This is a genomic window from Bradyrhizobium manausense (assembly GCF_001440035.1).
Classification (GTDB): domain Bacteria; phylum Pseudomonadota; class Alphaproteobacteria; order Rhizobiales; family Xanthobacteraceae; genus Bradyrhizobium; species Bradyrhizobium manausense.
Genome location: NZ_LJYG01000026.1, coordinates 161853 through 188511 on the forward strand (window position 1 = coordinate 161853; position 26659 = coordinate 188511).

The following is a 26659-nucleotide window of genomic DNA, read 5'->3' on the forward strand; positions in this document are numbered from 1 at the left end:
CCGCCGCGATGATCCGCACCACCGAGCGCAATTTGCGCGTTGCTTTCGGCGATGCCGGCTGGGAACGGCTGCTGGCCTGCTATCGCGGTTCAGTGCGTCCCGACGAGGACCCGTACGAGGCGCTGCTGTCGGATGCGTTCTGGCATCGCCCGATGGCCGATCTGGCGCGGAGCCACGCGGAAGCAGGCGGCGCGGTGTGGCTCAGCCGGTTCGACCACCGCCCGGCGCTGGAGCCGTTTCTGTCGCAGGGGCCGACGCATGGCGCCGACAATGCCTGCCTGTGGGCGCATCTGCCTGATTTCATCGATCGCCCGATCCTGAAGCGCAAGGGCGGCCCGATGACGCCTGCCGATATCGACGTCGCAGCACGGTTTCAGACCAGCCTGCTGCGCTTTGTGACATCAGGCATGCCCGATGTTGCGGAGGCCTGGCCGCGGTTCGAGCCTCACAAGGAATCGCTCGCCATCTTCGGTCAGCCGTTTCATGTTGTGCCCCTGAACGAAGGCGCACGTGCCCGCCTGTGGGCGGAACTGAGCGCGTGAGACGGGGTGCTCGAAGCCGCGCCCTGTAATCTGCTTCACAGGCGAATGCGTCGATCTGCGCTAGATGAAGTCAGGCCCTGTCCAAGCGGCCGAGTTCGGAGTTGGCGATGATTGCTGCACTGGCAAGAGCAATATCCCGCGCGACGGGAACCAATGTCGATTTCGAAACCCTGAAGATCCTCGTGATCTTCTCGGGCGCGGGCCTCCTGGTCTCGCTCGTCGCCGCGATGATCTACGGACAGGCTCTCAACGCCGCTCTGTTCTGAGCGCGTCGCAATCCCCGTCAGGCCACGGGTTCCTTGGGACGGCTTCGCTCACGCGGCGCCAGCGGCGGCGCCTGCTTCAGCGGAGCTGCTTCGCTTGGCGCGGCGTCGCTGCCTGAGACATGTTCGAGCTGCGCAGGGCCGTTGTCGCGCCAGGCGATGAACCAGATCAGCAAGCCGAGCACTGCCAGCCCCGCGCCGACGGGACCCGTCGACGTCCAGCCGAGCCCCTGACGAATGGCAAGGCCACCCAGGAACGGGCCGAGCGCATTGGCGGTGTTGAACGCCGAATGGTTGAGCGCGGCGGCGAGCGCCTGCGCATCTCCGGCAACATCCATCAGCCGGGTTTGCAGGACAGCACCGAGCGCGACACTGGCTCCAATGGCAAAGATGTCGATCGCGAGCAGCCAGGGATTGCCGGCCACAAGCGGAAACACCAGCAGCGCCACGGCCGCAAACACCAGGATGCCGCCCGCGGTCGGCATCAAGGCGCGGTCGGCGAAGCGCGGCACGAACAGATTGCCGAGCGTGGCGCCGATGCCGAAGATGGCCAGGAAGAACGGGATGACCTCGGTGCTGACCTTGGTGACCTCGATCAAGGTCGTCGCGAGATACGTGTAGACGGCGAACATGCCGCCGAAGCCGATGGCGCTGATCGCGAGCGTGGTCCAGACCCGGCGGCTTTTGAGCGCGCCGAGTTCGCGCAGCGGATCCGACCGGCCGGCCCGGTCGCGCGGCGCGAACGACGCGCACAGCAGCATCGTGAGCAAGGCCAGCACCGACACGAGGCCGAAACTCGCGCGCCAGCCGACCATCTGGCCGATCAGATTGGCCAGCGGCACGCCGATGATGGTGGCGATAGTCAGGCCCAGCATCACCTGGCCGACTACCTGCGAGCGGCGGTGTTGCGGCACGAGCGAGGCCGCAACCAGCGCGGCGATGCCGAAATAGGCGCCGTGGGGCAGGCCCGAGAGGAAGCGGGCCGCGACCATCGAACCGAAGCCGGGCGCCAGCGCGGTGAGGGCGTTGCCGAGCGCGAATACGGCCATCAGCGCCAACAGCTGCGTGCGCCGCGCGAATTTTGCGCCGAGCACCGCGATCAGCGGTGCGCCCAGCACCACGCCGAGCGCATAGGCGCTGATCGCGTGTCCGGCGGTCGGTTCGTCGATATGAAGGTCGGCCGCGAAGAACGGCAGCAGGCTCATCGACGCGAATTCGGTGGTCCCGATCGCAAAGCCGCCCATCGCGAGCGAGAACAGGACGACGGCGAGATGAGGGGGCGCTGAATGGGATTTCGGTTTCGCGCTTGGCGAGGTCGCGTGAGGCGAGGTCGTCATGTGTCCTGCTTAGGTGACGGCAACGGGAACCAGCCCAGCAAACGTCGCCATCCCTGCAGTCTTTGTCTCACCTACTTAAACGCGCGTGGATCAGCGTCAACACCGGAAGCGCCACGTAAGGCGGAGCGCATATCAGCCTCCCGGTTTATTCAGGGCATCCGCGTCAATGTGTCCGGTGCAACCGGCTCGAGCACGTGATCAGCCGCTGGCTGCGCGGCTGACGCGTCCCCGACATGATTGACCGATCAGAACTGCACTTCGCCGGGAATGTCGTCGGCGCTGAGGCCGACGGTTTGATAGGCCTTCAGCAGCCATTCGCGGGTCTGGCCGAGCGACCGGTTGTAGTCGGCCCAGGCGCTGAGGAAATCCTTGTAGCGGCGGTCGGCTTCGGCGCGGATGCCGAGATTGGTCGGCAGTGTCAGGATCGGCCGCGGGATCGCGAGCTCGCCGAGCGTCGGATTCTTCTTCAGTGTGAAGATCGACAGCACCGCGAGCGAGACGTTGCAGTCGGCGCGGCCGGTCGACACGGCGAGGATCGCCTCGTCGCGGGTCTTGAAGCCGAGGATGTCAGCCTTCGGGCAGTAGCGGCGCGCGATGGTCTCGTGCGTCGAGCCGATGTCGACGGCGATCTTGACCTCCGCCTTGTTGAGGTCGGTCCAGGTCTGCGGCTTGGCAAAGCCCTTCTTGGTGATGACGGTGAACGAGTGCACCAGGATCGGGGTCGAGAAGTCGATGACGAGCGAGCGCTCCGGCGTCGGATTGACGGCGAAGGCGAGGTCGACCTTGTCGGCCTGAAGATCGAGGATCTGGTTGCCCCAGGTCGATTCCAGCATCTCGACCTTGGCGCCCAGCTTGCCCGCAATGTCATTCGCCATGTCGATGCAGGCGCCCGACCATTGATTGGTGGCGAGGTCCTTGTGGAAATAGGGGTCCTGGCCGGCGATGACAGCGATGCGCAGCACGCCGCTCTTCTTGATGCGATCGAGCGTGGAGGTCGGCGCGGTGTCGGCCTTGACTGGCGCGGTCGCGGCCATTGCGGCGCCCGCCAGCGCGACGGTGGTGAGTGCGTCCCTGCGGTTCATTGTCGGTACTCCCTGGGGATGGGATCTGGCCCGGCAGGCAGACTATTTCTGTATTCAGAACATAATGCAATATGGTATTGCGGCCTTGCCGGGGATTTGAGCGATGAGGCAGGTTAGAGCCTACTTCGTTGGCAAAGCGAGAGAAAACTTTGTGAAGCCGTGGCGCGCCGATGCTCTCTGCACTGTCAGCATCGGCCTTGCACCTCATGTCCGCCTGTCCTACGCCACCTCGGAACAACAGCGCGTTCGCTAAAGCTTGCAGGGAGCCGTCATGACCATCAGAAACACCCGAACCGGGGGCCAGATCCTGATCGATCAGCTGGTCGCGCAAGGCGTCGAGCGCGTCACCTGCGTGCCGGGCGAGAGCTATCTGGCGGCGCTCGATGCGTTGCACGACAGCCCGATCGACGTCGTGATCTGCCGCGCCGAAGGCGGCGCTGCGATGATGGCGGAAGCCTATGGCAAGCTCACCGGGCGCCCCGGCGTCTGCTTCGTCACCCGCGGCCCCGGCGCCACCAATGCCAGCCACGGCGTCCACATCGCGATGCAGGACTCCACGCCGATGATCCTGTTCGTCGGCCAGGTCGACACCGGCATGCGCGAGCGCGAGGCGTTCCAGGAGCTCGACTACAAGGCGGTATTCGGCTCCATGGCGAAATGGGCCGTCGAGATCGATCGCCCCGACCGCATTCCCGAGCTGGTCGCGCGCGCCTTCCGCGTCGCCATGCAGGGCCGTCCGGGTCCGGTGGTGATCGCGTTGCCGGAGAACATGCTGACCGAGACCGCCGCTGTGGCCGACGCCATGCGCATCGAGCCCGCGGTGAGCTGGCCGGCGCCACCAGACATCGAACGTGTCGGTGCGCTGCTCGCTGGCGCGAAGGCACCCCTGGTCATTCTCGGGGGCTCGCGCTGGACCGATGAGGCTACCAAGAGCATCGCGCGGTTTGCCGAGCGCTTCGATCTGCCGGTCGCGACCTCGTTCCGCCGGGCCTCGCTGATCGATGCCGATCATTCGCATTATGCCGGCGATCTCGGCATCGGGCCGAGCCCGGGCCTGAAGGCGCGCGTCGACAACGCTGACGTCATTCTGCTCATCGGCGGCCGCATGTCGGAGATGCCGTCCTCGTCCTACACGCTGCTCGACATCCCCTCGCCGAAGCAGAAGCTGATCCATGTGCATCCCGGCTCCGAAGAGCTCGGCCGCATCTATCAGCCGGAGCTGGCGATCCAGGCGACGCCGGCCGCGTTCGCCGCTGCCGTGGAAGCGCTGAAGCCTTCGGGCACTGTTGCCTGGAAGGGCGAGGCCGCCAAGGCGCATGCCGATTATCTCGCCTGGACCGAGAAGGCGCGGGAGCTGCCGGGCAATTTCCAGTACGGTCAGGTCATGACCTGGTTGCGTGACCGCTTGCCGAAGGATGCGATCGTCTGCAACGGCGCCGGCAATTATGCCGGCTGGATTCATCGCCATCATCGCTTCCACAGCTTTGCCTCGCAGCTCGCGCCGACCTCGGGCTCGATGGGCTATGGCGTGCCGGCCGGCGTGCTGGCGAAGCGGCAATATCCTGACCGCGTCGTCGTCGCCTTCGCCGGCGACGGCTGCTTCCTGATGAACGGCCAGGAGTTTGCGACCGCCGTGCAGTATGACGCGCCGCTGATCGTGATCGTGGTCGACAACTCGCAATACGGCACCATCCGCATGCACCAGGAGCGCGACTATCCCGGCCGCGTCGTCGGCACCCAGCTGAAAAATCCTGATTTCGCGATGTACGCGAAAGCGTTCGGCGGCCATGGCGAGCGGGTCGAGCGCACCGAGGAATTCGCACCGGCATTCGAGCGCGCGCTCGCTTCCGGCAAGCCGTCGATCCTCCACTGTATCATCGATCCCCGCGCGATCTCGGTCGGCAAGGATTTCACCCCGGCGGTGAAGACGTAAGCGATGGCAGAGGGTCGCCACGTCGCCATCATCGGGGCCGGCGCGATCGGCGTGATCAGCGCCATCGAGGCGCTGCGCGAGGGGCATCGCGTCACGTTGATCGATCCGGGCGAGCCCGGTGGCGAGCAGGCGGCGAGCTACGGCAATGCCGGCTGGCTCTCGTCGCATTCGGTGATCCCGCCGGCCGAGCCCGGCGTCTGGACGAAGGTGCCGGGTTATCTGATGGACCCGCTCGGCCCGCTCGCGATCCGCTGGTCATATCTGCCGAAGGCGCTGCCCTGGCTGATCAAATATCTGCTGTCGGGCTGGACCGAGGCGCGTGTCGAGAAGACAGCGTTCGCGCTGCGCGACCTCCTGAAGGACGCGCCGCTGTTGCACCGGAAGCTGGCGGAAGAAGCTGGCGTGCCTGAGCTGGTCGAGCGCAACGGCGTGATGCATGTGTTCCCGTCGCGCGGCAATTTCGACAACGATCTCGGCTGGCGCCTGCGCAGGAAGGTTGGCGTCGAATGGCTGGAGCTGAACGCCGACGAGATGCGTCAGCGCGAGCCGGATCTGCATCCGCGCTATACCTTTGGTGTGGTGGTGGAGGAGGCCGGACGCTGCCGCGATCCCGGCGCTTATGTTGCCGCGCTTGCCCAACACGCGCTGGCTGGTGGCGCGAAGTTGGTTCGTGCCAAGGCAACCGGGCTCAAGCTGAGCGGCAACAAGCTCGTCGCCGTTCTCACCGACACCGGCGAGATTGCTTGCGATGCCGCTGTGGTGGCCGCGGGCGCGCGGTCGAAGCAGCTGACTGCGTCTGTCGGCGATTCCCTCCCGCTCGAAACCGAGCGCGGCTATCACGTCATGATCGAGAACCCGGAAGTAGGTCCGCGCAGCTCGATGATGGCCTCCGACGCCAAGATGGTGGCGAACTGGACCAACAAGGGCTTGCGCGCCGCCGGCACGGTCGAGATCGCGGGCCTTGCGGCCGCGCCGAACTGGAAGCGCGCGGAGATTCTGCGCGACCACCTTCTCAGCATGTTTCCGAAACTGCCGAGGGACATTCCGGCCTCGCGCATCAAGATGTGGTTCGGCCATCGTCCGAGCATGCCGGACGGACGTCCCTGCATCGGCTACTCCCGCGCCTCGCGCGACATCGTCTATGCCTTCGGCCATGGTCATGTCGGCCTGGTCGGCTCGGCGCGCACCGGTCGCCTCGTCGCCCAGCTCCTGAGCGGCAAGCCGCCCGAAATTCCGCTCGCGCCGTTTTCTCCCGATCGCTTCCTCTGAGCTTGCAACATGACTTATACGTCCAGTTCCTCATCCCGCATCGCTCGTGGCGGCAAGGCCATCTACGGCGCGCCGCTCGGCATTTTGATGCTGGAAGCTCGCTTTCCGCGCATCCCCGGCGACATGGGCAACGGCACGACCTGGCCCTTCCCCGTGCTCTATCGCGTGGTGAGCGGGGCGTCGCCGGAGAAGGTGGTGCTGAAGGGCGCGGCTGGCCTGCTGCCTGATTTCATCGATGCGGCGAAGGACCTGGTGCGGCTCGGGGCCGAAGCCATCACCACCAATTGCGGCTTCCTCTCCCTGTTCCAGAAGGAGATCGCCGCTGCGGTCGGCGTGCCGGTTGCGACCTCGTCGTTGATGCAGGTGCCGTGGGTGCAGGCGACCCTGCCGCCTGGCAAGCGCGTCGGCCTCGTCACGGTATCGGGCTCGACCCTGACGCCGGCCCATCTCGAAGGTGCCGGCGTGCCGCTCGATACGCCGGTGGTCGGCACCGAGCACGGCAAGGAGTTTTTCCGCGTCCTGATCAAGGCCGAGAAGGATGACATGGACGTCGCGCAGGCCGAGCGGGACGTGGTCGGGGCCGGCAAAGAGCTGGTCGCGAAAAACCCCGACGTCGGCGCCATCGTGCTCGAATGCACCAACATGCCGCCTTATGCGGCAGCGCTGCAGGCCGAAGTCGGGTTGCCCGTTTACGACATCTATTCCATGATCACCTGGTTTCATGCCGGACTGCGCCCGCGCACCTTCGGCTGATTCCTGATGTCACACAGCTCCTCGCACCTCTGCTGTTGTTTGCATTGCAATCGCCGCCGCAGCCCCGGTATATTTGGCTGTGTTCGGGCATGAATGCAGTTGATGATGAGCAACGTGGAACTGGCCTCCGACAGTATCGTCGATCGCGTCTATGAACAGCTCAAGGCCATGGCCGTGAGCTATGAGTTCAAGCCGGGCGAGCGGCTCAACGAAGGCGAGCTGGCCAAGCGCCTCGGCGTCAGCCGCACGCCGCTGCGCGAAGCGCTCAACCGTCTCAACACCGAAGGTTTTCTGCGTTTCACGCCGGGCAAGGGCTTCTTCTGCCGCGAGCTCGACGCCCACGAGATCTTCGATCTCTACGAGCTGCGCAAGTCGATCGAAGTCGCCGCGGTCCGCCTCGCCATCAAGCGCGCCAAGGACGAAGATATCGACGCGCTGCTGAAATTCCTCGAGGCCACCGGCCCCGATCCCGGCGACCGCACGTCGGTCGAGCTCGTCGAGCTGGACGAGACTTTTCACGAGCGGCTGATGGCGATGTCGAACAATGCCGAGATGCTGCGCGTCTTGCGCAACGTCAACGCCCGCATCCGCTTCGTGCGCTGGATCGACATGGACAGCATCAACCGTACCAACACCCAGGCCGAGCATCGCGCGGTGGTCGAGGGTCTGATGGCACGCAACGAAGAGGTCTGCGTCTCGGTGCTGGAGAAGCACATCGACCGCCGCCTCGATCGCATCACCTCCGCGATCAAGGAAGGCTATGCGCAGATCTATATGCCGGCGGCGCTGAGAGCTGGGGCGAGTTGAGGTTCTTCTGCAGTATCGTAGGGTGGGCAAAGCGAAGCGTGCCCACCACCTAATCGTGGGCACGGCGCAAGTGCGGCTTTGCCCGCCGTGCGATTTCTGGCTTCCGCCACGACGACTGGGCGAGTTTACTCCGCCGCGACCGTCATCCCATGGCCGAGCCGCTTCGAAATACCCCCCGCGCAATCGCGCAGCGCGTGCGCGATCGGGCTGTCCCAGCGCGCGTCGAACGTGCCTTCCGGCCCCATCGCGGTGATGACCAGCGCGACATGGCCAGCATGATCGAACACCGGTGCGGCGAACGCGTTCACGCCGGGCAGGGGATCGCCGAGCGCGCGGGCGAGCCCGTGCTTGCGGACCTCGGTCAGCATCTCCGCGACCTTGCCTTTCACCGGCCGCTTCGGATTGTAGCCGACGCCCTGGCGATCGAGCCCGCTTTCGAGCGCGGCGTTGATGGTCTTCTCCGGCAGGAACGCTGCGAAGGCACGCCCCGTGGCCGTCTCCAAGAGCGCCATCACCGATCCCGCGCGCATGACGATGTGGACGGGCTGGCCGGGCTCTTCCAGCTGCACCACGGTCGGGCCGTGCGTGCCCCAGACCGCGAGCGAGACCGCGTGGCCGATCTGGCTTGCGAGCGCCGCGATCTTCGGCTGCGCGATGCGCACGCCGGAGAGGCGGCGCAGGCTGATCAGTCCGAGCTCGAGCGCCAGCGCGCCGATCTCGTAGCGGCCGGTGGTCTCGTCCTGCTCGATCAGCCCGATGCGGGAGAAGCTGGCGAGATAAGGATGCGCCTTGGCCGGCGTCATGCCGGCTTCGCGCGCGAGATCGCGCAGCATCATCGGCTCGCCGCATCTCGCGAGCGCGCGCAGCAATTCTCCGCCGACCTCGATCGATTGGATGCCGCGGCTTTCTTTCTTCATGCGTTCCCGATGCGCTTGAGTCCTTGTTTGAGCATGATCTCTTCGGAAAACCACTGCACACTTTTCCGGATCATGCTCTACGCCGCGTCGCGCTTGGTGGCGCAGTCGGCAAGGTGTCGCCCGGCAATGTAGCCGAAGGTCAGCGCCGGCCCAAGCGTGATGCCGGCGCCGGGATAATTGCCACCCATGATGCTCGCCATGTCGTTGCCGGCGGCATAGAGCCCGGGAATCACCCGGCCTTCGGCGTCGAGAGCGCGCGCGTTCTCGTCGGTGACGATACCGGCATAGGTGCCGAGATCGCCTGTTACCATCTTGATGGCGTAGAACGGGCCGTTCTCGATCGGCGCGACGCAAGGATTGGGACCGTGTAGCGCGTCGCCCTGGTAGCGGTTATAGGCTTTTGAACCTTTGCCGAAGGCGGGGTCCTGTCCGAGCGGCGCGGTCGCGTTGAACTGCCTGACTGTCTCCGCAAAGCCCTTCGCGTCGATGCCGGCCTTTGCCGCCAGCGCTTCCAGCGTATCGCCGCGCATGAGATAGCCGCTCGCGAGATGATGTCCCAGCGGCATCGGGAACGGCGGCACGCAGCCGAGGCCGTATTTGCGCAGCGTCTTGTGATCGCAGACGAGATAGGCGGCGATCTCCTCGCCGGGCCTGGCCGCCTTGATCATGGCCTGGACGAAGTCGTGGTAGGAATTGCCTTCATTGGCAAAGCGCTTGCCATCGCGCATCACCGCGATCACGCCGGGCTTGGCACGATCGATGAAGTGCGGCATCACGCCTTTCGAGCCGTCCTTGCGCGTCGTGAGCGACACCGGGACCCAGGCCGCCGCGTTCGGCAGGCGATCCTCGATATGTCCGCCCGCGCTTTCGGCGAGGCGCAAGCCGTCGCCGGTATTGCCTGTCGGCCCCGGCGAGAAATGCTCGGCGCCGGTCGGTGCATGCGGAAACATCTTCTTGCGGCGCTCGACATCATGCGGGAAGCCGCCGCAGGCGAGCACGACGCCCCGCCGCGCGCGGACGCGGACGTCGCGTCCCTCGCGCGACACGATCGCGCCGGTCACCGTGCCATTCTCGACCGTCAGCTCGCGCACCGGCGAGGACAACCACATCGGGATCTTCAAATCCTGCGCGGACTTTGCGAGCCGACCCGCCAGCGCATTGCCGTTGGTCAAGGTCATGCCGCGGCCGTGGCGCAGCACGTCCATCAGGTGGCGCGATAGCCGCTTTGCGACATAGACCGCTGACGTCAGCGACTTCGTGACGCGCATGAAATGGATGATCTCTTTGCCTGACCCCAGCATCATGCCGAACACGGTGAGCTCGGGCAGGGGCATGCCGAGCGTCTTGATGAGGTCGCCCAGCTCACGGCCATCGAACGGGCGTGTCACCATGGAGCGACCGCCTTGCGCGCCGCCGGGCGCCTCGGCGTGATAGTCGGGGAACACCAGTGGCATGTCGAAGCGGAGCGCGGTCTTGGTGGTGAAGAAATCCACCGCCTCGGGACCGGCGCTGAGGAACGCATCGACGCGCGCCGCATCGAAATTGTTGCCGGCCTCGTGGCGCAGATAGGTACGGGCCTGCTCCGGCGTCTCCTCGATGCCGTAGGCTTTCGCCAGGGCGGTGCCGGGAATCCACAGCCAGCCGCCGGAGCGCGCGGTGGTGCCGCCGAAGCGCGGTTCCTTCTCGACGATCAGCACGTCGAGGCCGCGATATCTCGCGGTGATCGCCGCCGACATGCCGGAGCAGCCTGATCCGGCCACGAGCACGTCGCACTCGTATATTTCGCTTGCGCTATGCTCGCTGCCGGCCATGTCTCACCTCACTGCTTCAGCAGCGGACATTTGGATTCGGAGACCGGGCGGAAGGCATCCTCGCCCTTCACGGTCTTGATGATGTCAAGATAATCCCAGGGCTCCTTGGACTGCTCGGGCGCCTTCACCCTGGCCAGATACATGTCGCGGATGACGCGGCCGTCCTCGCGCAACTTGCCGCCATGGACGAAAATATCCTCGATCGGCAGCTCGCGCATCTTGGCCATCACCTTGGCGGGGTCGTCCGTGCCTGCAGCCTTGATGGCCTTGAGATAATGCAGCACCGAGCCGTAGACGCCGGTATGGATCATGGTCGGCATCACCCTGGTGCGCTCATAGAATTTCTTGGACCATGCCCGCGTGGCCTCGTCCATGTTCCAGTAGGACGCCGTCGTCATGTAGGTGCCCTGCGCCGACTTCAGGCCGATCGCGTGCACGTCGGTGTCGAACATCAAGAGGCCGACGAGCTTCTGGCCGCCTTGCACCAGGCCGAACTCGCCGGACTGCTTGATGGCGTTGTCCGTATCCTGGCCGGCATTGGCGAAGGCGACGACGTCAGCCTTGGAGCTCTGCGCCTGCAGCGCAAAGGACGAAAAATCCGCGGTATTGGTCGGGTGCTTGACGCCGCCGAGCACCTTGCCGCCCATCTCGTTGATGAAGCGCGTGGCGTCCTTCTCGAGCTGCTGGCCGAAGGCGTAGTCCGCGGTGATGAAGTACCAGGATTTTCCGCCTTCCTTGATCACGGCGGACGCCGTCACCTTCGACAGTGCGTAGGTGTCGTAGGTGAAGTGCACTGTGTTCGGGCTGCACAGCTCGTCGGTGAGCGAGCTCGCGCCGGGGCCGGAGAGCAGGGCGATCTTGCCCCGCTCGCGCGCCATGTTGTGCACGGCGATGGCGATGCCGGAATTGGGGATGTCGACCACCGCGTCGACCTTGCCATTGTCGAACCAGCCGCGCACGATCTGCACGCCCACGTCCGTCTTCATCTGGTGGTCGGCGCTGATGATCTCGATCGGCTTGCCGAGCACGGTCGGCCCGAACTCCTCCACCGCCATCCTGGCGGCCTCGACCGAGCCCGGCCCGGAGTTGTCGCGGCCCCAGCTCGACAGATCCGTCAGCACGCCGATCCGCACTGCATCGTCGGAGACCTGCGCGCGCGCGACATGGGTCATGACAGCCGAAGTCATGGCCGCGAGCATGGCGCAGGCCAAAAGCCCTCTCATCGATGTTTCCTCTCGTTATTGGCCGCTTGGGTGCGGCCGGTTGTTATGGCGGTAAATTAGATATTAGCGAATAAGTTTGTCAATGACAAATACAGGCGTCAATGAGAGTTCCTTGCTCGCCGAGAAGCGCTGCGGAGACGTGTGCGCAACTGCCTCAGCACCCGTCATTGCGAGCGACGCGAAGCCATCCAGAATCTTTCCGCGGAGACAGTCTGGATTGCTTCGTCGCAAGGGCTCCGCGCAACGACGTTGTTGAAGCAGTTGTGAGCATCCTCTCCCGCTGTGATCCGGGTTGACGGCATTGCGCGGACAAGTTGCAACCCACACCACGATTGGCCATGATGCTCCCGGGATCTCTTGGGGCGGATGGGCAATGACGGCGGCAACAGGGGTCTCCGGCGAAACGGAGCGATCGACGACGACGCATGTTGTGTGGGCGAGTGCGCTCGGCACTGCGATCGAGTGGTATGACTTCCTGATCTACGGCACGGCGGCCGCGCTCGTGCTCAACAAGCTGTTCTTCCCGAGCTTCGATCCCTTCGTCGGCGCGCTGGCGGCATTCTCCACTTATGCGGTCGGTTTCTTGGCGCGGCCGATCGGCGGCGCCATCATCGGGCATTACGGCGACCGGCTCGGCCGCAAGAGGATGCTGGTCGCGACCATGATCGCGATGGGGCTCGGCACCTTCCTGATCGGCTGCCTGCCGACCTACAGCCAAATCGGCGTATGGGCGCCGATCCTGCTTGTCATCCTGCGCTTTGTGCAAGGCATCGGCCTCGGCGGCGAGTGGAGCGGCGCGGTCGTGATGGTGGTCGAGCACGCCGGTAACAGGCGCGGCTTCTACGGCAGCCTGGTGCAAATCGGCTTTCCCGTCGGCGTGGCTGCCTCCACCGGCATGTTCGGGCTGATGACGCAACTGCCCGAGGCCTACTTCCTGAGTTGGGGCTGGCGCGTGCCGTTCTGGATCAGCATTCTGCTGGTCGGCGTCGGTCTCATCGTACGGCTCAAGCTTGCGGAGACGCCGCACTTCAAGGAGGTGGTCGAGCGCAAGGAGGTGCTGGCGCAGCCGGTGTGGGAGGTGCTTCGCCGCGACTGGCGCAGCTTTCTGCTGGCGATCGGCATCACGATCTCGGAAGTCGGGCTCGCTTATCTCCTCACTGTCTTCACCGTGCTTTATGCCACGACAAAACTCGGCCTTCCGCGCCAGGTGATCCTGAATGCTGTCGTCTATGCCGCGCTCGTCGAGTTCGCCACGTTGCCGCTCGCCGGCTGGCTCTCCGATCTTTTCGGCCGCAAGGCGCTGTATGTTGCCGGCGGCGTATTCACGGTGGCGCTTGCCTTTCCGCTGTTCTGGTTCCTCGACACCAGGGAGCCGGTGCTGATCACGCTCGCGCTCGTCGTCACGATGACGCTGACGCATGCGCTGCTGTTCGGGCCGAAGGCGGCGTTCGTGCCGGAACTGTTCCGCACAAAGGTGCGCTACAGCGGCGCCTCGCTCGGGGCAAATGTCGCGGCCGCCTTGAGCGGCGGCTTCTCGCCGCTGATCGCGACCGCGCTGCTCGGCTGGACCGGCACGTCCTGGCCGGTGTCGCTCTACATCATCGCGCTGTCGGTCATCACGATCATTGCGACCTTGATGACGCCGGAGACGGCGCGCGACGCGCTGAAGTCCTGAGGTATCCCGGGGGACCGGCTGGGCGGCCAAAAATTTTTCGAGCCTCCCCCTTGAAATCGCCAGCCGTTTTTCTAATTGATTTTTCGCCGCGAGAGCGGTGTGCCGGGCGCCAGATCGGGCCCGGTGCGGGCGCCGGGCCGGTCGTCGGACCCGTCTGATACCCTGTCCTGCGCTCCTTCGTATCCATCTTGCTCTTTGGAGGACTTGGTTATGAGGACCAGTTTTGACTTTGCGCCCCTGTGGCGCTCCACCATCGGCTTCGATCACCTGGCCGACCTCGTCGACAGCACGCTGCGCCAGGCGACCGAGGACAACTATCCCCCCTACAATATTGAGCGCTCCGGCGAGGACCATTACCGGATCAGCCTTGCGGTGGCGGGTTTCAGCACCAGTGATATCACCGTCACGGCCGAGCAGAACGCGCTCACCATCGAGGGCAGGAAGCCCGAGACCGCCGCGCGCGAATACCTGTACCAGGGCATCGCCGCGCGTCCGTTCCGGCGCGTGTTCAATCTCGCAGATTATGTCCAGGTGAAGCAGGCCTCGTTCCAGGACGGGCTCCTGATCATCGACCTCGTCCGGGAGGTCCCGGAAGCCATGAAGCCGCGTCGGATTCCGATCGCGGGCGGCGCTCCTGCGGCATCGCAGATCGAGCAGAAGAAAGCAGCCTAAAGCGCTCGATCGGTCCAACGGCGGAACGCGGCGTGCAATGCGCGCCGCGCTCCCGATGCATGAAGGAGACAAGCATGGCTTTTCGTGACCTCATTCCCTGGTCGAGAAACCAGGAGCTTGCGCCCACGCGGGACTATTTCGACCCCTTCCTGACGCTTCACCGCGAGATGAACCGTCTGTTCGACGACGTTTTCCGCGGCGTCAGTGGGTCCGGTCTGTCGCCGCTGATGGAAGGCCGTTTCGGCTGGCCGAAGGTCGAACTGAGCGAGACCGACAAGACACTGACGGTGTCTGCCGAGCTTCCCGGCTTGACCGAGAAGGACGTCCAGGTCGAGATCGCCAATGGCGTCCTGACTGTCCGCGGCGAGAAGAAGGCGGAGCGCAACGGCGAGGGCCGGTACTTCACCGAGCGCTATTATGGTGCCTTCGAGCGGCAGATCCCGCTGGAAGGCGTCGAGGAGGACAAGGCCGAGGCGTCGTTCAGGAACGGCGTCCTGACCGTGTCGCTGCCGAAGTCCGAGAAGGCGCGCGAAGGCGTCAAGCGCATCGCGATCAATACGCAATAGCAACAAGCCGGACGGCGGCCTTTGGCGCCGCCGTCCCCCGTCAACGAACCCGTCCCTGAAAGGAGCATGAGGGAGGCAACCGCCGATGACCAACGTGAATACCAATTTCGGCAATCTCAATCCGCTGTTTCATCCCGCCGCCCACTACGATTCACCTACCGAGGTCCTGAATGCACAGGATCTCTCCACGCCGGAGAAGCGGGTCATTCTGTCGTCCTGGGCGTCCGACATGTACGCGGTGGAATCCTGTCCCGCCTTGCGCGAGATCCCCGGCATGGGCCACACGGTCCGGCTCGCCGATATCCTGGCCGCCCTGCGCAAGCTCGACGGCGACAACGACAATGACGACCCGCCGCGCGGCGGCGGCGTCCCGATGCGGNCATGGGCCGCCGCCGAGGGTCAAAGCGCATGATGCTCACACAGACTGTTCTCGGGCTCGTGCTGCTCGGCCAGGCTTCGGCAGTCTGGGCGGTTCCATTTCTGGCTCTGCAAGGCCTCGTCGCCGGGGCGCGTGCCGAGATCTGAGGCAAGAGCTTTTACGTTCCAATCCCAGGCAAGGTAGCAGGTACTGAAGACGCGTGCGTTTGCTCCTGCTGGCGATGCTGGTGCTGACGCCCACGGCGTTGCAGCCTGCTGCCGGCCAAATTCCCGACCTGAAGACCGGCGGCTCGTTGCCGACCCTGGCGCCGCTGGTGCGTCAGGTGACGCCGGCCGTGGTCAACATCTCCGTGCACGGCCGCGTGCGGGAAGATAACCCGCTGTACCGCGACCCGATGTTTCGCGAGTTCTTCGACGTCCCCAGGCAGATCGAGAAGGAGGTCAACGCGACCGGCTCCGGCGTGATCGTCGATGCCCAGCGCGGCTATGTCTTGACCAACAATCACGTGGTCGAAGGCACCTCCGCCGTCCAGATCACGACCAAGGATGGCCGGCAGTTTTCCGCGAAGGTCGTCGGACGTGATCCACCCACCGATGTCGCGGTACTCCAGATTCAGAACCCGACCGGGCTCAGGGCACTCCCCTTCGGCGACAGCGACGCGCTCGAAGTCGGCGACTTCGTGCTCGCGATCGGAAATCCATTCGGGCTGGGCCAGACCGTGACGTCAGGTCTCGTCAGCGCGCTGGGCCGGACTGGAATCGGCAAACAGGGCTATGAGGATTTCATCCAGACCGACGCCGCCATCAATCCGGGCAATTCCGGCGGGGCCCTGGTCAGCCTGCGCGGAGAACTCGTCGGCATCAACTCGGCGATCATCTCGCCGGCCGGCGGCAATGTCGGCATCGGCTTTGCCATTCCGGTCAACATGGCACGCAAGGTGATGGAGCAGATCATCGCCAACGGTCGCGTCGAGCGCGGCCGTATCGGCATCTCGCTGAACGATCTGCATCCCTCGGCCAACAGGGGATTGATTCAAGGCGCCGTCATTGCCGAAGTGGCCGCGGATTCGCCTGCGGAAAAGGCAGGCCTGCGCAGGGGGGATGTGGTCACCGGAGCAGACGACCGCCCGATCCGCACCGCCGCCCAGCTCCGCAACACGATCGGCCTTGCCCGCGTCGGCGAGGATGTGAGGCTCTCGGTCTCGCGGAACGGCGTTCCGCTCACCGTGAGCGTCAGGATCGCGCCCGCGAGTGAATCCAGCAGCGCCCTCGCGGGGCCCAATCGCCTCGTTCGTTGAATCGGTCGCAGCGGGCCGAGGATCAGCGGTGTATCCCCTGCGAGGGTAGTGAGCCGCATGACATCGCGGCTCAAGCCGCGCGGTGATCCTGCTCGCCTTGCAAGTCGCGGATCAGCCTTCGCTCGCGTTCGATCCGCTGGAGATAGAGCTCGCGCTCCTGCTCGGACTTTGCGCCTGCCAGGAGCAGTTCGTAATGGCCGATCACCTTTTCGCTGCCGCGAATGAGCAGCTCTCGCTGGCTGATCATTGCATTGCTCCTCTCACATCGATCGGCGCCTGGGTGGCAGAGAGAGCAACCGGGAAAGTCGCCGCGGTCAGGCTTTCGAGCGCCGACCTTTCTTCCGTGAGACGTCTCTCGATGAACTGGCGTTCGAGCTCCGACAGCCTGGTCTTCAGAAGACGCCGGTAACGGTGGATGTTGTTACGATGTGCACGAATCCGGGCCAAATTCTCATCGAGCATCGTCGTCTCTCCAGACGGTCGCGTTGGATCCTTTGATTTCCCAGGGTGAGAAACACTGTTCTCGCCGCAAAAATATGCAGCGCGAATTTCGTGTCAAGAGATTTGCCAAACGCCGGCCACCACGAGGTCGAGCTCGTCGCCGTAGTGAAATCCGCCGGCTCACATCGTCATGGCCGGGCTTGTCCCGGCCATCCACGCCTTGTTACGCGGCACAAAGAACGTGGATGCATGACGACCTCCGGTGAACGTCGATCTGCGACGCCTAGCGCTCGCGAGGTTAAGGTCATCGCCGCTTCCACCGCCGGGTTCCCCCATCGATTGCCTTTTGTTGGCCGGCAAGCGAACCTCCTGTGGCCATATTTGAGAAGGAGTGGTTTCCGGTGAGGGAGGCACTCCATGAACAAAGCTCTGATCACCGCCGTTGTGATGCTGGCCGCCGTGCCCGCAAGCGCCGTTGCGCAGGAGCGCGCCGGCTCGGCGGCGCTCGGAGCCGTGTCCGGCGCGGTCGTGCTGGGGCCGGTCGGTGCCGTCGCGGGCGCCGTGATCGGCTATACCGCCGGTCCTGCCATCGCCCGGTCATGGGGCATGAGAGGTTCGCGCTCGGCAAGACACCGGCAGCCGCCACGTCGCGAGGCGTATGGGGCGAGGGCCGCCGGTGCGCCCCCACGCACCCGCGAGGCGATGGAGGCCAACGGTCAGATGAGCGCCGCCGGCAATCCGCCGGTCCAAGCCGCTCCCGTGTCGCAACCGGCTCAAGTTGCGCCTGCGGCGCCAGCGGCAACCACGACGCCACCCGTTCAGGGATTCGACTGAAACCAGGCCGCGGTGGTCTTCGGCCGCAGCCGATCCACCGTCCGCGCCATCAGCGCGACCACTTCTCTAGATCTGGCCCAGGATCTTCTTCGCGGCGCGAAGGTGCGGCTTGTCGATCATCTGGCCGTCGAGGCGCAGCGTGCCGGCGTTTGGATGGCTCGCGAACGCGGCGATGACCTTCTCCGCCCATGCCCGCTCGGCGTCGGTCGGCGCGAACGCCGCGTTGACGATGTCGACATGCTTGGGATGGATCAGCGCCTTCGCCGAAAAGCCGTCGCGCCGCGCGGCGCGGGTTTCCTGCTCGAGGCCTGCGAGATTGTCGATGTCGGTATAGACAGTGTCGATCGGCGCCACTTCTGCCGCGGCCGCCGCCATCAGGCACAGATCGCGCGCGAGGCGGTAGGGGCTGTGAAACACGCCGCCCGACGCCTTCTCGGTCGCGCCGAGCGAGGCGGAAAGATCTTCCGCGCCCCACATCAAGCCGGCAAGGCGAGGGGAGCAGCCCCTGTAGCTGCCGAGCCCGAAGATCGAGCTGGCGGTTTCCGTCGCGACACAGACGATGCGTGTTGCGCCTGCTGTGATTCCGGATGCTGCTTCCAGCGCTTCAAGCCAGGTCGCAACCTGGCGCACGTCATCGCCGCCTTGCGATTTCGGCAGCACGATGCCGTCAGGCTTGCCCGGCATGATGGCCGCGAGATCGCTCAGCGTCATGCCGGTGTCGAGCGCGTTGATGCGGACATAGAGCTGGTGCGGGCCGGGGCGGCTCCTGAGCATCGCAAGCGTCAGGGTCCGCGCCTCGGGCTTCTTGTCGGTGACGACGGAGTCCTCGAGATCGATGATCAGGGCGTCGGCCTTGCCTTCGCTCGCCTTCTCGAATTTGCGCGGGGAATCGCCTGGCACGAACAGCATCGAACGCATCAGGCCGGCCTCTTGTGCATCATCGCGGTTTCCCTCCTTACGAAATAACGGCGCGCGTCGCTTTGCGCCGCATGACGCCATGCATGTTAGACACAGTTGATGGACAAATTCACGTATCGGTATGCGGTTTTTCGAGCTAAAAAACCGAAAAGCCAGGGCATGTCGGGCGCGGCAAGCGCCATGGCCTTTACGCGGGGAACGCGATCGGGAGATGGCGCAATCGCGGCTCCCAACAGGGAGACCAAGACCATGGATTTCGCGCTCACCGATCAGCAGGAAGCCATTCGCGACGCCATCGCCAAGATCTGCGAAGCCTTCCCCGACGCCTATTGGCTGAAGAAGGACCACGACGGCGGCTTCCCGCACGATTTTCACAAAGCGCTGGCCGACGCCGGCTGGCTCGGCATCTGCGTTCCCGAAGAATATGGCGGCTCGGGCCTCGGCATTACCGAAGCTGCGATCATGATGCGCACCATTGCCGAATCCGGTGCCGGCATGTCCGGCGCGTCTGCCGTGCATATCAACGTGTTCGGACTCAACCCCGTGGTCGTGTTCGGCACCGAGGAGCAGCGCAAGCGCATGCTGCCGCCGATGGTCGAGGGCCGCGAGAAGGCGTGCTTCGCCGTCACCGAGCCGAACACCGGGCTCAACACCACCCAGCTCAAGACCCGCGCCGTTGCCAAGAACGACCGCTACATCGTCAACGGCCAGAAGGTGTGGATCTCGACCGCGCAGGTCGCGCACAAGATCCTGCTGCTGGCGCGCACCACGCCGCTGGAGGAGGTGCGCTCGCCCACCCATGGCCTCAGCCTGTTCTACACCGATTTCGACCGCAACAGGATCAAGGTCCACGAGATCGAGAAGATGGGCCGCAAGATCGTCGATTCCAACGAGCTGTTCTTCGAGGATTTCGAGATCCCGATCGAGGACCGCATCGGCGAAGAGGGCAAGGGGTTTCAATACATCCTCGAAGGCATGAACCCCGAGCGCATCCTGATCGCGGCGGAAGCCGTCGGCCTCGGCAAGCTCGCGCTGTCGCGCGCGACCGAATACGCCAAGACCCGAATCGTGTTCAACCGGCCGATCGGGAAGAATCAGGGCATCCAGCACCCGCTCGCGGTGAACTGGATCGAGCTCGAGGCGGCCTGGCTGATGGTGATGCAGGCCGCCTGGCAATACGACAAGGGCTTGCCCTGCGGCGCTGGCGCCAATGCCGCAAAATATTTCGCGGGCGAAGCCGGATACCATGCCTGCGAGCAGGCGGTGATGACCCATGGCGGGTTCGGCTACGCCAAGGAGTTTCACGTCGAGCGCTATCTGCGCGAGATCCTGATCCCGCGCATCGCGCCGGTCAGCCCGCAGCTCGCACTGAGCTTCATCGCGGAAAAGGTGCTGGGGCTTGCCAAGTCGTATTAGCTCGGTTCGGCCGCGATCCGCTCCATCGCGATGGTGCGGAGCTTTGCGCGCTGGATCTTGACGCCATTGGCGCTGTCGGTGACCGGGAAGGCATCCACGACATAGATCCGTGCCGGAATCTTGTAGCCGGCGAGCCGCTGGCGCAGGCGCGCCGTCAGCACCTCCTGACGCGGCGGAGCTCCGGCCGCGATCACGAAAGCGACGCAGCGCGCCTGGCCCTTCAGATCGACTGCGACGACCTGGGCGTCGGCAACGCCGGCGCAGGACTTGAGCTCGTCCTCGATCTCCCCGGGCGCGACCAGGAAGCCGCCGAGCCGCATCGCATCGCCTGCGCGGGTCTCATAGACGAAGGCGCCGCCGCGCAGGCGGCCGATATCGCCGGTGCGGAAGAAGCCGTCCGCAGTGATCGCATCCCCGGTGGCTTGCGGATTGTTGAAATAGCCGAGGAAGCACGATGGCGCGCTGATTTCGATCTCGCCGGAGACGCCTTGCGGCGCAAGCTCGCCGGTCTCGGTGTCGCGTACGCGGACTTTCGCATCCGGGGACATCGGCCAGCCGCCGCCCTCGATGCGGTCGGCGAAGGCGTCGCTGGCGCGCCCGATCGAGAACAGCGCCTGCACCTCGCTCGAGCCATAGAGGCCGAACAGCGGCAGGCCGCGTGCCTCGGCCTCCGCGGCCAGCTCGCGCCAGCCGGGCTGGAACGCGGCGAAGCCGCAGACCTGCAGATGCGGGAACGGCCGCCTTGCGTCGGTCAGCGCAAGGATACGGCGGAACATCTCGTCGGAGCCGAAGCTGTGGGTGATCTTGTGCTCGGCAAGGATCTTCAGCGCCGGCGCCGCCTCGAAGGCGTCGAGCACGTGGACGGTGGCGCCGGCGGCGACGAAGCCGAGCAGGCTCGTCATGCCGAAGGTGCCGCAGAACGGCAGCATCGCCAGCAGGGCATGACGCTGCGGCGAAAGCTGAAGCGCTTTGGCAACGGCCTTGGCGTGGCTCGCCAGCGTTCGCTGCGAATGCGTCACCAGTTTTGGCCCTTTGGTCGTGCCCGATGTGGTGTAGAGCAACACGGGCAGATCGATGTCGTGCTGAGCTGGAGCCGGGGGATAATGCTTGTCGAAGGCGTCGAAGCGCACACTGGGCCATTGCGCAGGAACCGCATCCGCGCCGACCACCGCGAGCTGTTGCAGCGCGGGGACATCGGTCTTGGCGATGTCGGCGAGAATGGCAGCGAAATCAATCGAGCGGAACGCCGCCTCGATCACCAGCAGCTTTGCGCCTGACAGCTTCAGCAGATGCGCGACTTCGGCGCTGCGATAACGGGTATTGACGGCGGCGACGATCGCTCCCAGCCTGGCGGCGGCAAACAGCAGCGCAATCCATTCCACGCGGTTGACCAGCCAGACCGCCACGACGTCGCCTTTGCCGATGCCCTGTGCGGCCAGCCAGGCCGCGGTCTGTTCGGCCTTCCGTGCAAACTCCGCGCGCGAGACGGGCGTGCCGTCGAACAGGAAGGCTGGATCGGCAGCTGTGTCCGATTCGATCAGCGAATGCAGTGAGGCATCGTCGGCATGCATGGCAACCGGAGTAGCCCGATCGCGCAAACCTGTCTACTTGGTGCCGAACATCCGGTCGCCGGCATCGCCGAGACCCGGCACGATGTAGCCGTGATCGTTGAGCCGCTCGTCGATCGCGGCGGTCCAGATCGGCACATCAGGGTGCTCGCTCTCGAACTGCGCGATCCCTTCGGGGGCCGCCAGCAGACAGACGAAGCGGATGTCGCGGGCGCCGCGCGCCTTGAGCAACGTGGCGCCGGCGCAGGCCGAGTTGCCGGTCGCCAGCATCGGATCCATCAGGATCACGGTACGGTCCGACAGGTCCTGCGGCGCCTTGAAGTAATATTCCACGGCCTGCAAGGTTTCGGGATCGCGGTAGAGCCCGATATGAGCGATGCGCGCCGAAGGCATCAGCGCCAGCATGCCGTCGAGAAAGCCGACGCCGGCGCGGAGGATCGGCGCCAGCGTGAGCTTCTTGCCGGCGATCTTCGGCGCCTGCATCGGGGCGATCGGCGTCTCGATGTCGACCAGCTCCAGCGGCAGGTCGCGCGTCACCTCGTAGCCGAGCAGCATCCCGATCTCGTTCAGGATATCGCGAAAGCTCTTGGTGGAGCGGTCCTTCTCCCGCATCAGCGAAAGCTTGTGCTGGACCAGGGGGTGGGCGACGACGTTGACGCTAGATGTGCTCATGCGGCCGATCTAACACGGTTCCGCGAAGCTGCGCCAGATCGGCCGGGGCGTTTTCCGCAAGGGACGAAACCCTGTCAGGGCGGTGCGACGGGAGCTAGACGCCGAGGCCGCGCGCCGCGAGCGTGATCACGATCGTCAGGATCGCGCCCCAGATCAGGCTCAACGTCATGGTCAGAATCGTCGTGGTGACCGCGTGCTCGAGATGTCCCTTGAGAAGTGGCATGCTAGCTGTCCGAGGCGGGCGCAGCGGTGACGCGCAGGCCGAGCAGCAGCGCGGCCACCAGTACGAACAGGATGACGATCTTGAGCTCGACCATGGCACGTCACCTCGCAGCGAGCCGCTTCAGGACTCGCCCGGCTAGCGCGGCCAGCACGATCAGCGGATTGCCGCGATTCTCGATGTCGAGCTCGATAGTCTCGAGGGGGAACACCAGCGCGCACCGCGCCGGCGCGCTCTGACGGCTGGCAAAGTCGACGGCCGAGCTTTTGAGCACGAACAGGCCGCCGATGCGCCCGCGCGCCTCGCGTGCGACCCAGAGGCCGGCAGCGTTGCGGCCGATGAAGAAGGCCGGAATGGCGTCGCTGACGACATCAGGGTCCAGCGGCTTGAGTTCTGGCGCCGGCACCTGTCGCGGCTGGCGATGAGTGGTCTGAAGAGCAATCGCGGCCATGGCGGCCTCCTCACACATCTGCAGGGTCATTGGGGTCTCCATTGCCGGTCAGGCGTGAAGGTGCCAGACATAGATGGCGGTCTTCAGCGCGATGAACGCGGCAAGGACGCCGCCCATCGTGAGCACGGCCAGCGCGCGCAATGCGACGTGCTTGAGCTTGGCCTTGCGTTCCCTGGAGGTCAGCGCCGGGCGCTCAGCCCAGCCGGACGGCCGTTCAAACCCCTGCGTCAGCATCGACATGTCGGTCGTCCTTGCCCGTGGGGCGACGCGACGGTCGCCCCAACCTGCCTCTCATGATGCGCATTGCAGCATAGGAATGCGAGAGGGGCGGCGGTGCAGTCATATAGGAGCGCCATAAAGGCGCCTCCTACGCGCCGATGCCGTCGATCAGTTCCTCATCGGCAATCGCCACGAAGGCTCTGATGACCTCGGCCCGCGCGGCGTCATCCAGCGGCACGATCGGCAGCCTGGTTGCCGGCGACATCAGGCCCAGCGTGCTCAGCGCATATTTGAGCGCCGCCGGGCTCTCTTTGCCGAGGCACGCGATCAGCGGAACGAGGCGCTTGTGCAGGTAGCGCGCTGTTTGCAGACGGTCCTGCCTGATTTGCGAGAAAATCGTGCGGCAGAGATCGGGCGCAATGTTGCAGACTTCCGAGATCGCGCCGTCGCCGCCGCCGGCGATATAGGCAGCCGCCCGATCAATATCTTTCTCAGTGGATAGGATTTCGAGAGAGAGCGCGCAGCGATCTCATAGGAACGCCATAAGCCTTCGCACGAGGCTTGGCGCTTGGTCAGCTGAAATTCTCGCAGGCCGCCCGCTCGTAAAGCGCATCCGCGGTGGGGCGCACGCTGGGAACGCTGGGCAGCGAGGTTTCCGCGGTCAGTACCTGGACTTCCACGAAAGCTGACGTCAGCGCGATCGCGAGGTCGCCATGGCACCCCTCGACCGCCGCGTCGAGCCAGTCCGGCAGTTCGCGTTCACGCGATAGCGCGCAGTGCCATTCACCTTCGTCGTAGGCGATACGGCGGATGTGCCACAGGGGCAGCTCCAGCTCTATCAGTGCAAGGGCGGCGTCGGTCCAGGCCTCGGCGTCGATCAGGCGCATGAGTCGGGCGGTGCGCTCGGACTGTCCGAGTGAAGGAATGCGGCGGCAGGCCTTGTCGATGATTTCGAGCATCAAGGGCCGCGTCATGCCTTGCGCCTTGCGCAGGCGATCGCTGAGGAATGGTGGGTCGAAAGCGAAGGTCATGTCAGGCCTCCCGGAAGTGGCGTCGGTCAGTCGGCCGGCCTCTTCAGGATGGCGGGACGGGCATTGGAAAACGAGATGGGACGGGCGGGGGAGATATAGGAATTCCATAAAGATGGGACCCGTCGGCCAGGGGCACAACGAGTCCCTGGCAGCTTGGCCTTTATGAGATTCCTATAACTTTGCCATAGCCCTCGTCTCGAAAACCTATGTCCGTGGTGGCACGTCAGCACGGTCAAAAGTCCAGGCGGTGTGCGGATTCAACTGCTTTTGATTTAGCGCAAATCGCCCAACCAAAACTGCGGAAGAGTTGCGCTGGAACCACGCGCAACGAGGAGCATCCTCATGATGGACATTCTCATGCTGGCGCTGGGCTTCGGCTTCTTTGCCCTTGCGATCGGCTACACCTACGCCTGCGAACGGCTGTGACGGAGCGGACCATGATCTTCGATTATGCGCTCGCCGGTGCCGTCTCGTTCGGCCTCCTGATCTACCTCACTTATGCGCTGCTGCGGCCGGAACGGTTCTGAGCGGTGCTGCTGCTTGTCGAATGCTGCCGGCAGAGGCCTCGCTGTTCGCCTGCCTGTTGATGGTGCCGCTGCCGCAGTTGCGCCGGGCACCTAGCCTGAAGGGTTGATTCCATGACTGTGATCGGTTGGCTCCAGATCATTCTTTTCTGCCTCATCATCGTCGCGCTGACAAAACCGCTCGGCTGGTACATGACGCGCGTGTTCAATGGCGAGACAACGTTTCTCTCGCCGGTGCTGCGTCCGATCGAGGCCGGCATCTACTGGATCTCAGGCGTCGACGAGAAGCGCGAGCAGCATTGGCTGACCTATACGGTCGCCATGCTGCTGTTCCATGTCGGCGGCTTCCTGATCATCTACGCCGTGATGCGTCTCCAGGCCGTTCTGCCCTTCAATCCGGCCGGGCAGACAGCGGTCGCCGAGGATCTGTCCTTCAACACCGCGATCTCCTTCATCACCAACACCAACTGGCAGAACTACGGCGGCGAGAGCACGATCTCCTATCTCGTGCAGATGCTGGGCCTGACGCACCAGAACTTCCTGTCGGCTGCGACCGGCATCGCGCTTGCGGTCGCCCTGATCCGCGGTTTCTCGCGCGCATCAGTGCGCACCGTCGGCAATTTCTGGGTCGACGTGACCCGCTGCACGCTCTATGTGCTGCTGCCGATCTGTGTCGTCTACACCCTGTTCCTGGTCTGGCAGGGCATGCCGCAAACGCTCGGCGACTATGTCGAAGCCACGACGCTCGAAGGCGCCAAGCAGACCATCGCGGTCGGCCCTGTCGCCTCGCAGGTCGCGATCAAGATGCTCGGCACCAATGGCGGCGGCTTCTTCAATGCCAATGCGGCGCACCCGTTCGAGAACCCGACCGCGCTGTCGAACTTCGTGCAGATGCTGTCGATCTTTGCGCTGGGCGCTGCCTTGACCAACGTGTTCGGTCGCATGGTCGGCAACCAGCGCCAGGGCTGGGCGATCCTCGCCGTGATGGGCGTGCTGTTCATCGCCGGCGTCGCCGTGACCTACTGGGCTGAAGCCAGCGGCACCTCGACGCTCCAGGCGCTCGGTCTCACCGGCGGCAATATGGAAGGCAAGGAGGTCCGCTTCGGCATCGTTGCCTCCTCGCTGTTTGCCGTGATCACCACCGCCGCCTCCTGCGGCGCGGTCAATGCCATGCATGACAGCTTCACCGCGCTCGGCGGCATGATCCCGCTGATCAACATCGAGCTCGGCGAAATCGTCGTCGGCGGTGTCGGCGCCGGCATGTACGGCATGCTGCTGTTCGTCATCCTGGCGATCTTCGTCGCCGGTCTGATGGTCGGCCGCACGCCGGAATATGTCGGCAAGAAGATCGAGGCGCGCGAGGTCAAGATGGCGATGCTGGCCATACTGGTGCTGCCGTTGATGATCCTGGGCTGGACCGCGGTCGGCGTGGTCTATCCGGCGGCGGTGGCCTCCATGGCCAATGCCGGACCGCACGGCTTCACCGAGGTGCTCTACGCCTACACCTCGGGGACCGGCAACAACGGATCGGCCTTTGCGGGCCTGACTGGCAACACCTTCTTCTACAACCTCACGCTGGCCAGCGCGATGTTCGTCGGCCGCTTCTTCATGATCGTGCCGGCCATGGCGATTGCGGGCTCGCTCGCAGAGAAGAAATCGATCCCGCCGTCCATGGGCACGTTCCCGACCACGGGCGGGCTGTTCGTCGGCCTCGTCGTCGGCGTGATCCTGATCATGGGCGGCCTGACCTTCTTTCCGGCACTCGCGCTCGGCCCGATCGTCGAGCACCTTGCGATGAACGCAAGCCAACTGTTCTGACTAACCTCTTCTGATTTCCGG

General features: G+C 64.9%; 29 protein-coding genes and 1 pseudogene. 15 read left to right on the forward strand and 15 right to left on the reverse strand.

The annotated features are described in order from the left end of the window. Together AOQ71_RS47240 and AOQ71_RS46230 are read left to right on the forward strand one after the other, a co-directional pair. Positions 1-542: pseudogene (locus tag AOQ71_RS47240) on the forward strand (carboxylesterase family protein); the annotation flags it as partial. Positions 543-649: 107 nt separating this feature from the next. Beyond that, positions 650-808, forward strand: coding sequence for a hypothetical protein (locus tag AOQ71_RS46230; protein ID WP_167353964.1), 159 nt, complete (start codon positions 650-652; stop codon positions 806-808). Positions 809-825: 17 nt separating this feature from the next. Here AOQ71_RS46230 and AOQ71_RS05735 read toward each other — a convergent pair whose 3' ends face one another. Continuing rightward, a complete protein-coding gene (locus tag AOQ71_RS05735) occupies positions 826-2142 on the reverse strand; it encodes an MFS transporter (protein WP_057742950.1) in 1317 nt (438 codons plus the stop codon). A gap of 245 nt (positions 2143-2387) precedes the next feature. Further along, complete coding sequence (locus AOQ71_RS05740; protein ID WP_057742952.1) at positions 2388-3224, reverse strand: transporter substrate-binding domain-containing protein; 837 nt, start codon at positions 3222-3224, stop codon at positions 2388-2390. Between the two features lie 271 nt (positions 3225-3495). Here AOQ71_RS05740 and AOQ71_RS05745 point away from each other — a divergent pair, with 271 nt between their 5' ends. From AOQ71_RS05745 to AOQ71_RS05760, 4 genes are all read left to right on the forward strand, one after another. Next, on the forward strand, positions 3496-5157 hold the full coding sequence (locus tag AOQ71_RS05745; RefSeq protein WP_057742954.1) for a thiamine pyrophosphate-binding protein: 1662 nt from the start codon (positions 3496-3498) through the stop codon (positions 5155-5157). 3 nt (positions 5158-5160) lie between these two features. Further along, the gene (locus AOQ71_RS05750; protein WP_057742957.1) at positions 5161-6426 is read left to right on the forward strand and encodes an NAD(P)/FAD-dependent oxidoreductase; all 1266 of its coding nucleotides are present in this window, start codon (positions 5161-5163) and stop codon (positions 6424-6426) included. A 9-nt stretch (positions 6427-6435) separates the two neighbouring features. Further along, positions 6436-7179, forward strand: coding sequence for an aspartate/glutamate racemase family protein (locus AOQ71_RS05755; RefSeq protein WP_057742960.1), 744 nt, complete (start codon positions 6436-6438; stop codon positions 7177-7179). 102 nt (positions 7180-7281) lie between these two features. Beyond that, a complete protein-coding gene (locus AOQ71_RS05760; protein WP_245316731.1) occupies positions 7282-7986 on the forward strand; it encodes a GntR family transcriptional regulator in 705 nt (234 codons plus the stop codon). A gap of 125 nt (positions 7987-8111) precedes the next feature. Here AOQ71_RS05760 and AOQ71_RS05765 read toward each other — a convergent pair whose 3' ends face one another. The 3 genes from AOQ71_RS05765 to AOQ71_RS05775 all read right to left on the reverse strand — a co-directional run bounded on the left by AOQ71_RS05765 (position 8112) and on the right by AOQ71_RS05775 (position 11937). Continuing rightward, the gene (locus AOQ71_RS05765) at positions 8112-8903 is read right to left on the reverse strand and encodes an IclR family transcriptional regulator (RefSeq protein WP_057742965.1); all 792 of its coding nucleotides are present in this window, start codon (positions 8901-8903) and stop codon (positions 8112-8114) included. Positions 8904-8980: 77 nt separating this feature from the next. After that, the gene (locus AOQ71_RS05770; protein ID WP_057742968.1) at positions 8981-10714 is read right to left on the reverse strand and encodes an FAD-dependent oxidoreductase; all 1734 of its coding nucleotides are present in this window, start codon (positions 10712-10714) and stop codon (positions 8981-8983) included. 8 nt (positions 10715-10722) lie between these two features. Continuing rightward, complete coding sequence (locus AOQ71_RS05775; RefSeq protein ID WP_057742971.1) at positions 10723-11937, reverse strand: ABC transporter substrate-binding protein; 1215 nt, start codon at positions 11935-11937, stop codon at positions 10723-10725. Positions 11938-12310: 373 nt separating this feature from the next. Here AOQ71_RS05775 and AOQ71_RS05780 point away from each other — a divergent pair, with 373 nt between their 5' ends. From AOQ71_RS05780 to AOQ71_RS05800, 5 genes are all read left to right on the forward strand, one after another. Beyond that, a complete protein-coding gene (locus AOQ71_RS05780) occupies positions 12311-13612 on the forward strand; it encodes an MFS transporter (protein ID WP_057742973.1) in 1302 nt (433 codons plus the stop codon). 210 nt (positions 13613-13822) lie between these two features. Further along, on the forward strand, positions 13823-14284 hold the full coding sequence (locus AOQ71_RS05785) for an Hsp20 family protein (RefSeq protein WP_057742975.1): 462 nt from the start codon (positions 13823-13825) through the stop codon (positions 14282-14284). 74 nt (positions 14285-14358) lie between these two features. Then, entirely contained in the window at positions 14359-14850 is a 492-nt protein-coding gene (locus tag AOQ71_RS05790) for an Hsp20/alpha crystallin family protein (RefSeq protein WP_057743190.1), read from the forward strand. Positions 14851-14935: 85 nt separating this feature from the next. Beyond that, positions 14936-15229 (forward strand): hypothetical protein (locus AOQ71_RS05795; RefSeq protein WP_245316732.1); only part of this gene is annotated, 294 nt, incomplete at its 3' end. Between the two features lie 220 nt (positions 15230-15449). After that, positions 15450-16526 (forward strand): trypsin-like peptidase domain-containing protein, encoded by a 1077-nt coding sequence (locus AOQ71_RS05800; protein ID WP_057743192.1) that lies wholly within the window; start codon positions 15450-15452, stop codon positions 16524-16526. A gap of 70 nt (positions 16527-16596) precedes the next feature. Here the strand turns inward: AOQ71_RS05800 and AOQ71_RS46235 are convergent, their stop codons facing one another. Together AOQ71_RS46235 and AOQ71_RS05805 are read right to left on the reverse strand one after the other, a co-directional pair. After that, on the reverse strand, positions 16597-16773 hold the full coding sequence (locus AOQ71_RS46235; RefSeq protein ID WP_167353965.1) for a hypothetical protein: 177 nt from the start codon (positions 16771-16773) through the stop codon (positions 16597-16599). Next, the gene (locus tag AOQ71_RS05805; RefSeq protein ID WP_057742981.1) at positions 16770-16988 is read right to left on the reverse strand and encodes a hypothetical protein; all 219 of its coding nucleotides are present in this window, start codon (positions 16986-16988) and stop codon (positions 16770-16772) included. The genes AOQ71_RS46235 and AOQ71_RS05805 overlap by 4 nt, the downstream gene beginning before the upstream one ends. 396 nt (positions 16989-17384) lie before the next feature. Between AOQ71_RS05805 and AOQ71_RS05810 the strand changes: the two genes are divergently transcribed. Further along, on the forward strand, positions 17385-17801 hold the full coding sequence (locus AOQ71_RS05810) for a hypothetical protein (RefSeq protein WP_057742983.1): 417 nt from the start codon (positions 17385-17387) through the stop codon (positions 17799-17801). 66 nt (positions 17802-17867) lie between these two features. Here the strand turns inward: AOQ71_RS05810 and AOQ71_RS05815 are convergent, their stop codons facing one another. Beyond that, positions 17868-18719, reverse strand: coding sequence for an HpcH/HpaI aldolase/citrate lyase family protein (locus tag AOQ71_RS05815; protein ID WP_057743195.1), 852 nt, complete (start codon positions 18717-18719; stop codon positions 17868-17870). 249 nt (positions 18720-18968) lie between these two features. Between AOQ71_RS05815 and AOQ71_RS05820 the strand changes: the two genes are divergently transcribed. After that, the gene (locus tag AOQ71_RS05820) at positions 18969-20135 is read left to right on the forward strand and encodes an acyl-CoA dehydrogenase family protein (protein WP_057742985.1); all 1167 of its coding nucleotides are present in this window, start codon (positions 18969-18971) and stop codon (positions 20133-20135) included. On the opposite strand, the gene AOQ71_RS05825 is transcribed toward AOQ71_RS05820, so the two are convergent. The 7 genes from AOQ71_RS05825 to AOQ71_RS05850 all read right to left on the reverse strand — a co-directional run bounded on the left by AOQ71_RS05825 (position 20132) and on the right by AOQ71_RS05850 (position 24296). Next, the gene (locus AOQ71_RS05825; protein WP_057742987.1) at positions 20132-21706 is read right to left on the reverse strand and encodes an AMP-binding protein; all 1575 of its coding nucleotides are present in this window, start codon (positions 21704-21706) and stop codon (positions 20132-20134) included. The two genes, AOQ71_RS05820 and AOQ71_RS05825, sit on opposite strands and share 4 nt — an antisense overlap. Positions 21707-21739: 33 nt before the next feature. After that, the gene (gene upp / locus AOQ71_RS05830) at positions 21740-22375 is read right to left on the reverse strand and encodes a uracil phosphoribosyltransferase (RefSeq protein WP_057742989.1); all 636 of its coding nucleotides are present in this window, start codon (positions 22373-22375) and stop codon (positions 21740-21742) included. A 94-nt stretch (positions 22376-22469) separates the two neighbouring features. Beyond that, entirely contained in the window at positions 22470-22598 is a 129-nt protein-coding gene (locus tag AOQ71_RS49625; protein WP_283809573.1) for a hypothetical protein, read from the reverse strand. A 100-nt stretch (positions 22599-22698) separates the two neighbouring features. Further along, entirely contained in the window at positions 22699-23076 is a 378-nt protein-coding gene (locus tag AOQ71_RS05835) for a hypothetical protein (protein ID WP_057742991.1), read from the reverse strand. Positions 23077-23094: 18 nt separating this feature from the next. Further along, positions 23095-23286, reverse strand: a complete 192-nt coding sequence (locus AOQ71_RS05840; protein WP_057742993.1) for a hypothetical protein — start codon at positions 23284-23286, stop codon at positions 23095-23097. Positions 23287-23413: 127 nt separating this feature from the next. Then, a complete protein-coding gene (locus AOQ71_RS05845) occupies positions 23414-23770 on the reverse strand; it encodes a dihydrodipicolinate synthase family protein (protein ID WP_083513969.1) in 357 nt (118 codons plus the stop codon). 67 nt (positions 23771-23837) lie between these two features. After that, a complete protein-coding gene (locus tag AOQ71_RS05850; RefSeq protein ID WP_057742996.1) occupies positions 23838-24296 on the reverse strand; it encodes a hypothetical protein in 459 nt (152 codons plus the stop codon). A gap of 437 nt (positions 24297-24733) precedes the next feature. Between AOQ71_RS05850 and AOQ71_RS05855 the strand changes: the two genes are divergently transcribed. Continuing rightward, positions 24734-24823 (forward strand): K(+)-transporting ATPase subunit F, encoded by a 90-nt coding sequence (locus AOQ71_RS05855; RefSeq protein ID WP_035698142.1) that lies wholly within the window; start codon positions 24734-24736, stop codon positions 24821-24823. Positions 24824-24934: 111 nt separating this feature from the next. Beyond that, complete coding sequence (kdpA, locus tag AOQ71_RS05860) at positions 24935-26638, forward strand: potassium-transporting ATPase subunit KdpA (RefSeq protein ID WP_057742999.1); 1704 nt, start codon at positions 24935-24937, stop codon at positions 26636-26638. Positions 26639-26659: the final 21 nt, after the last annotated feature.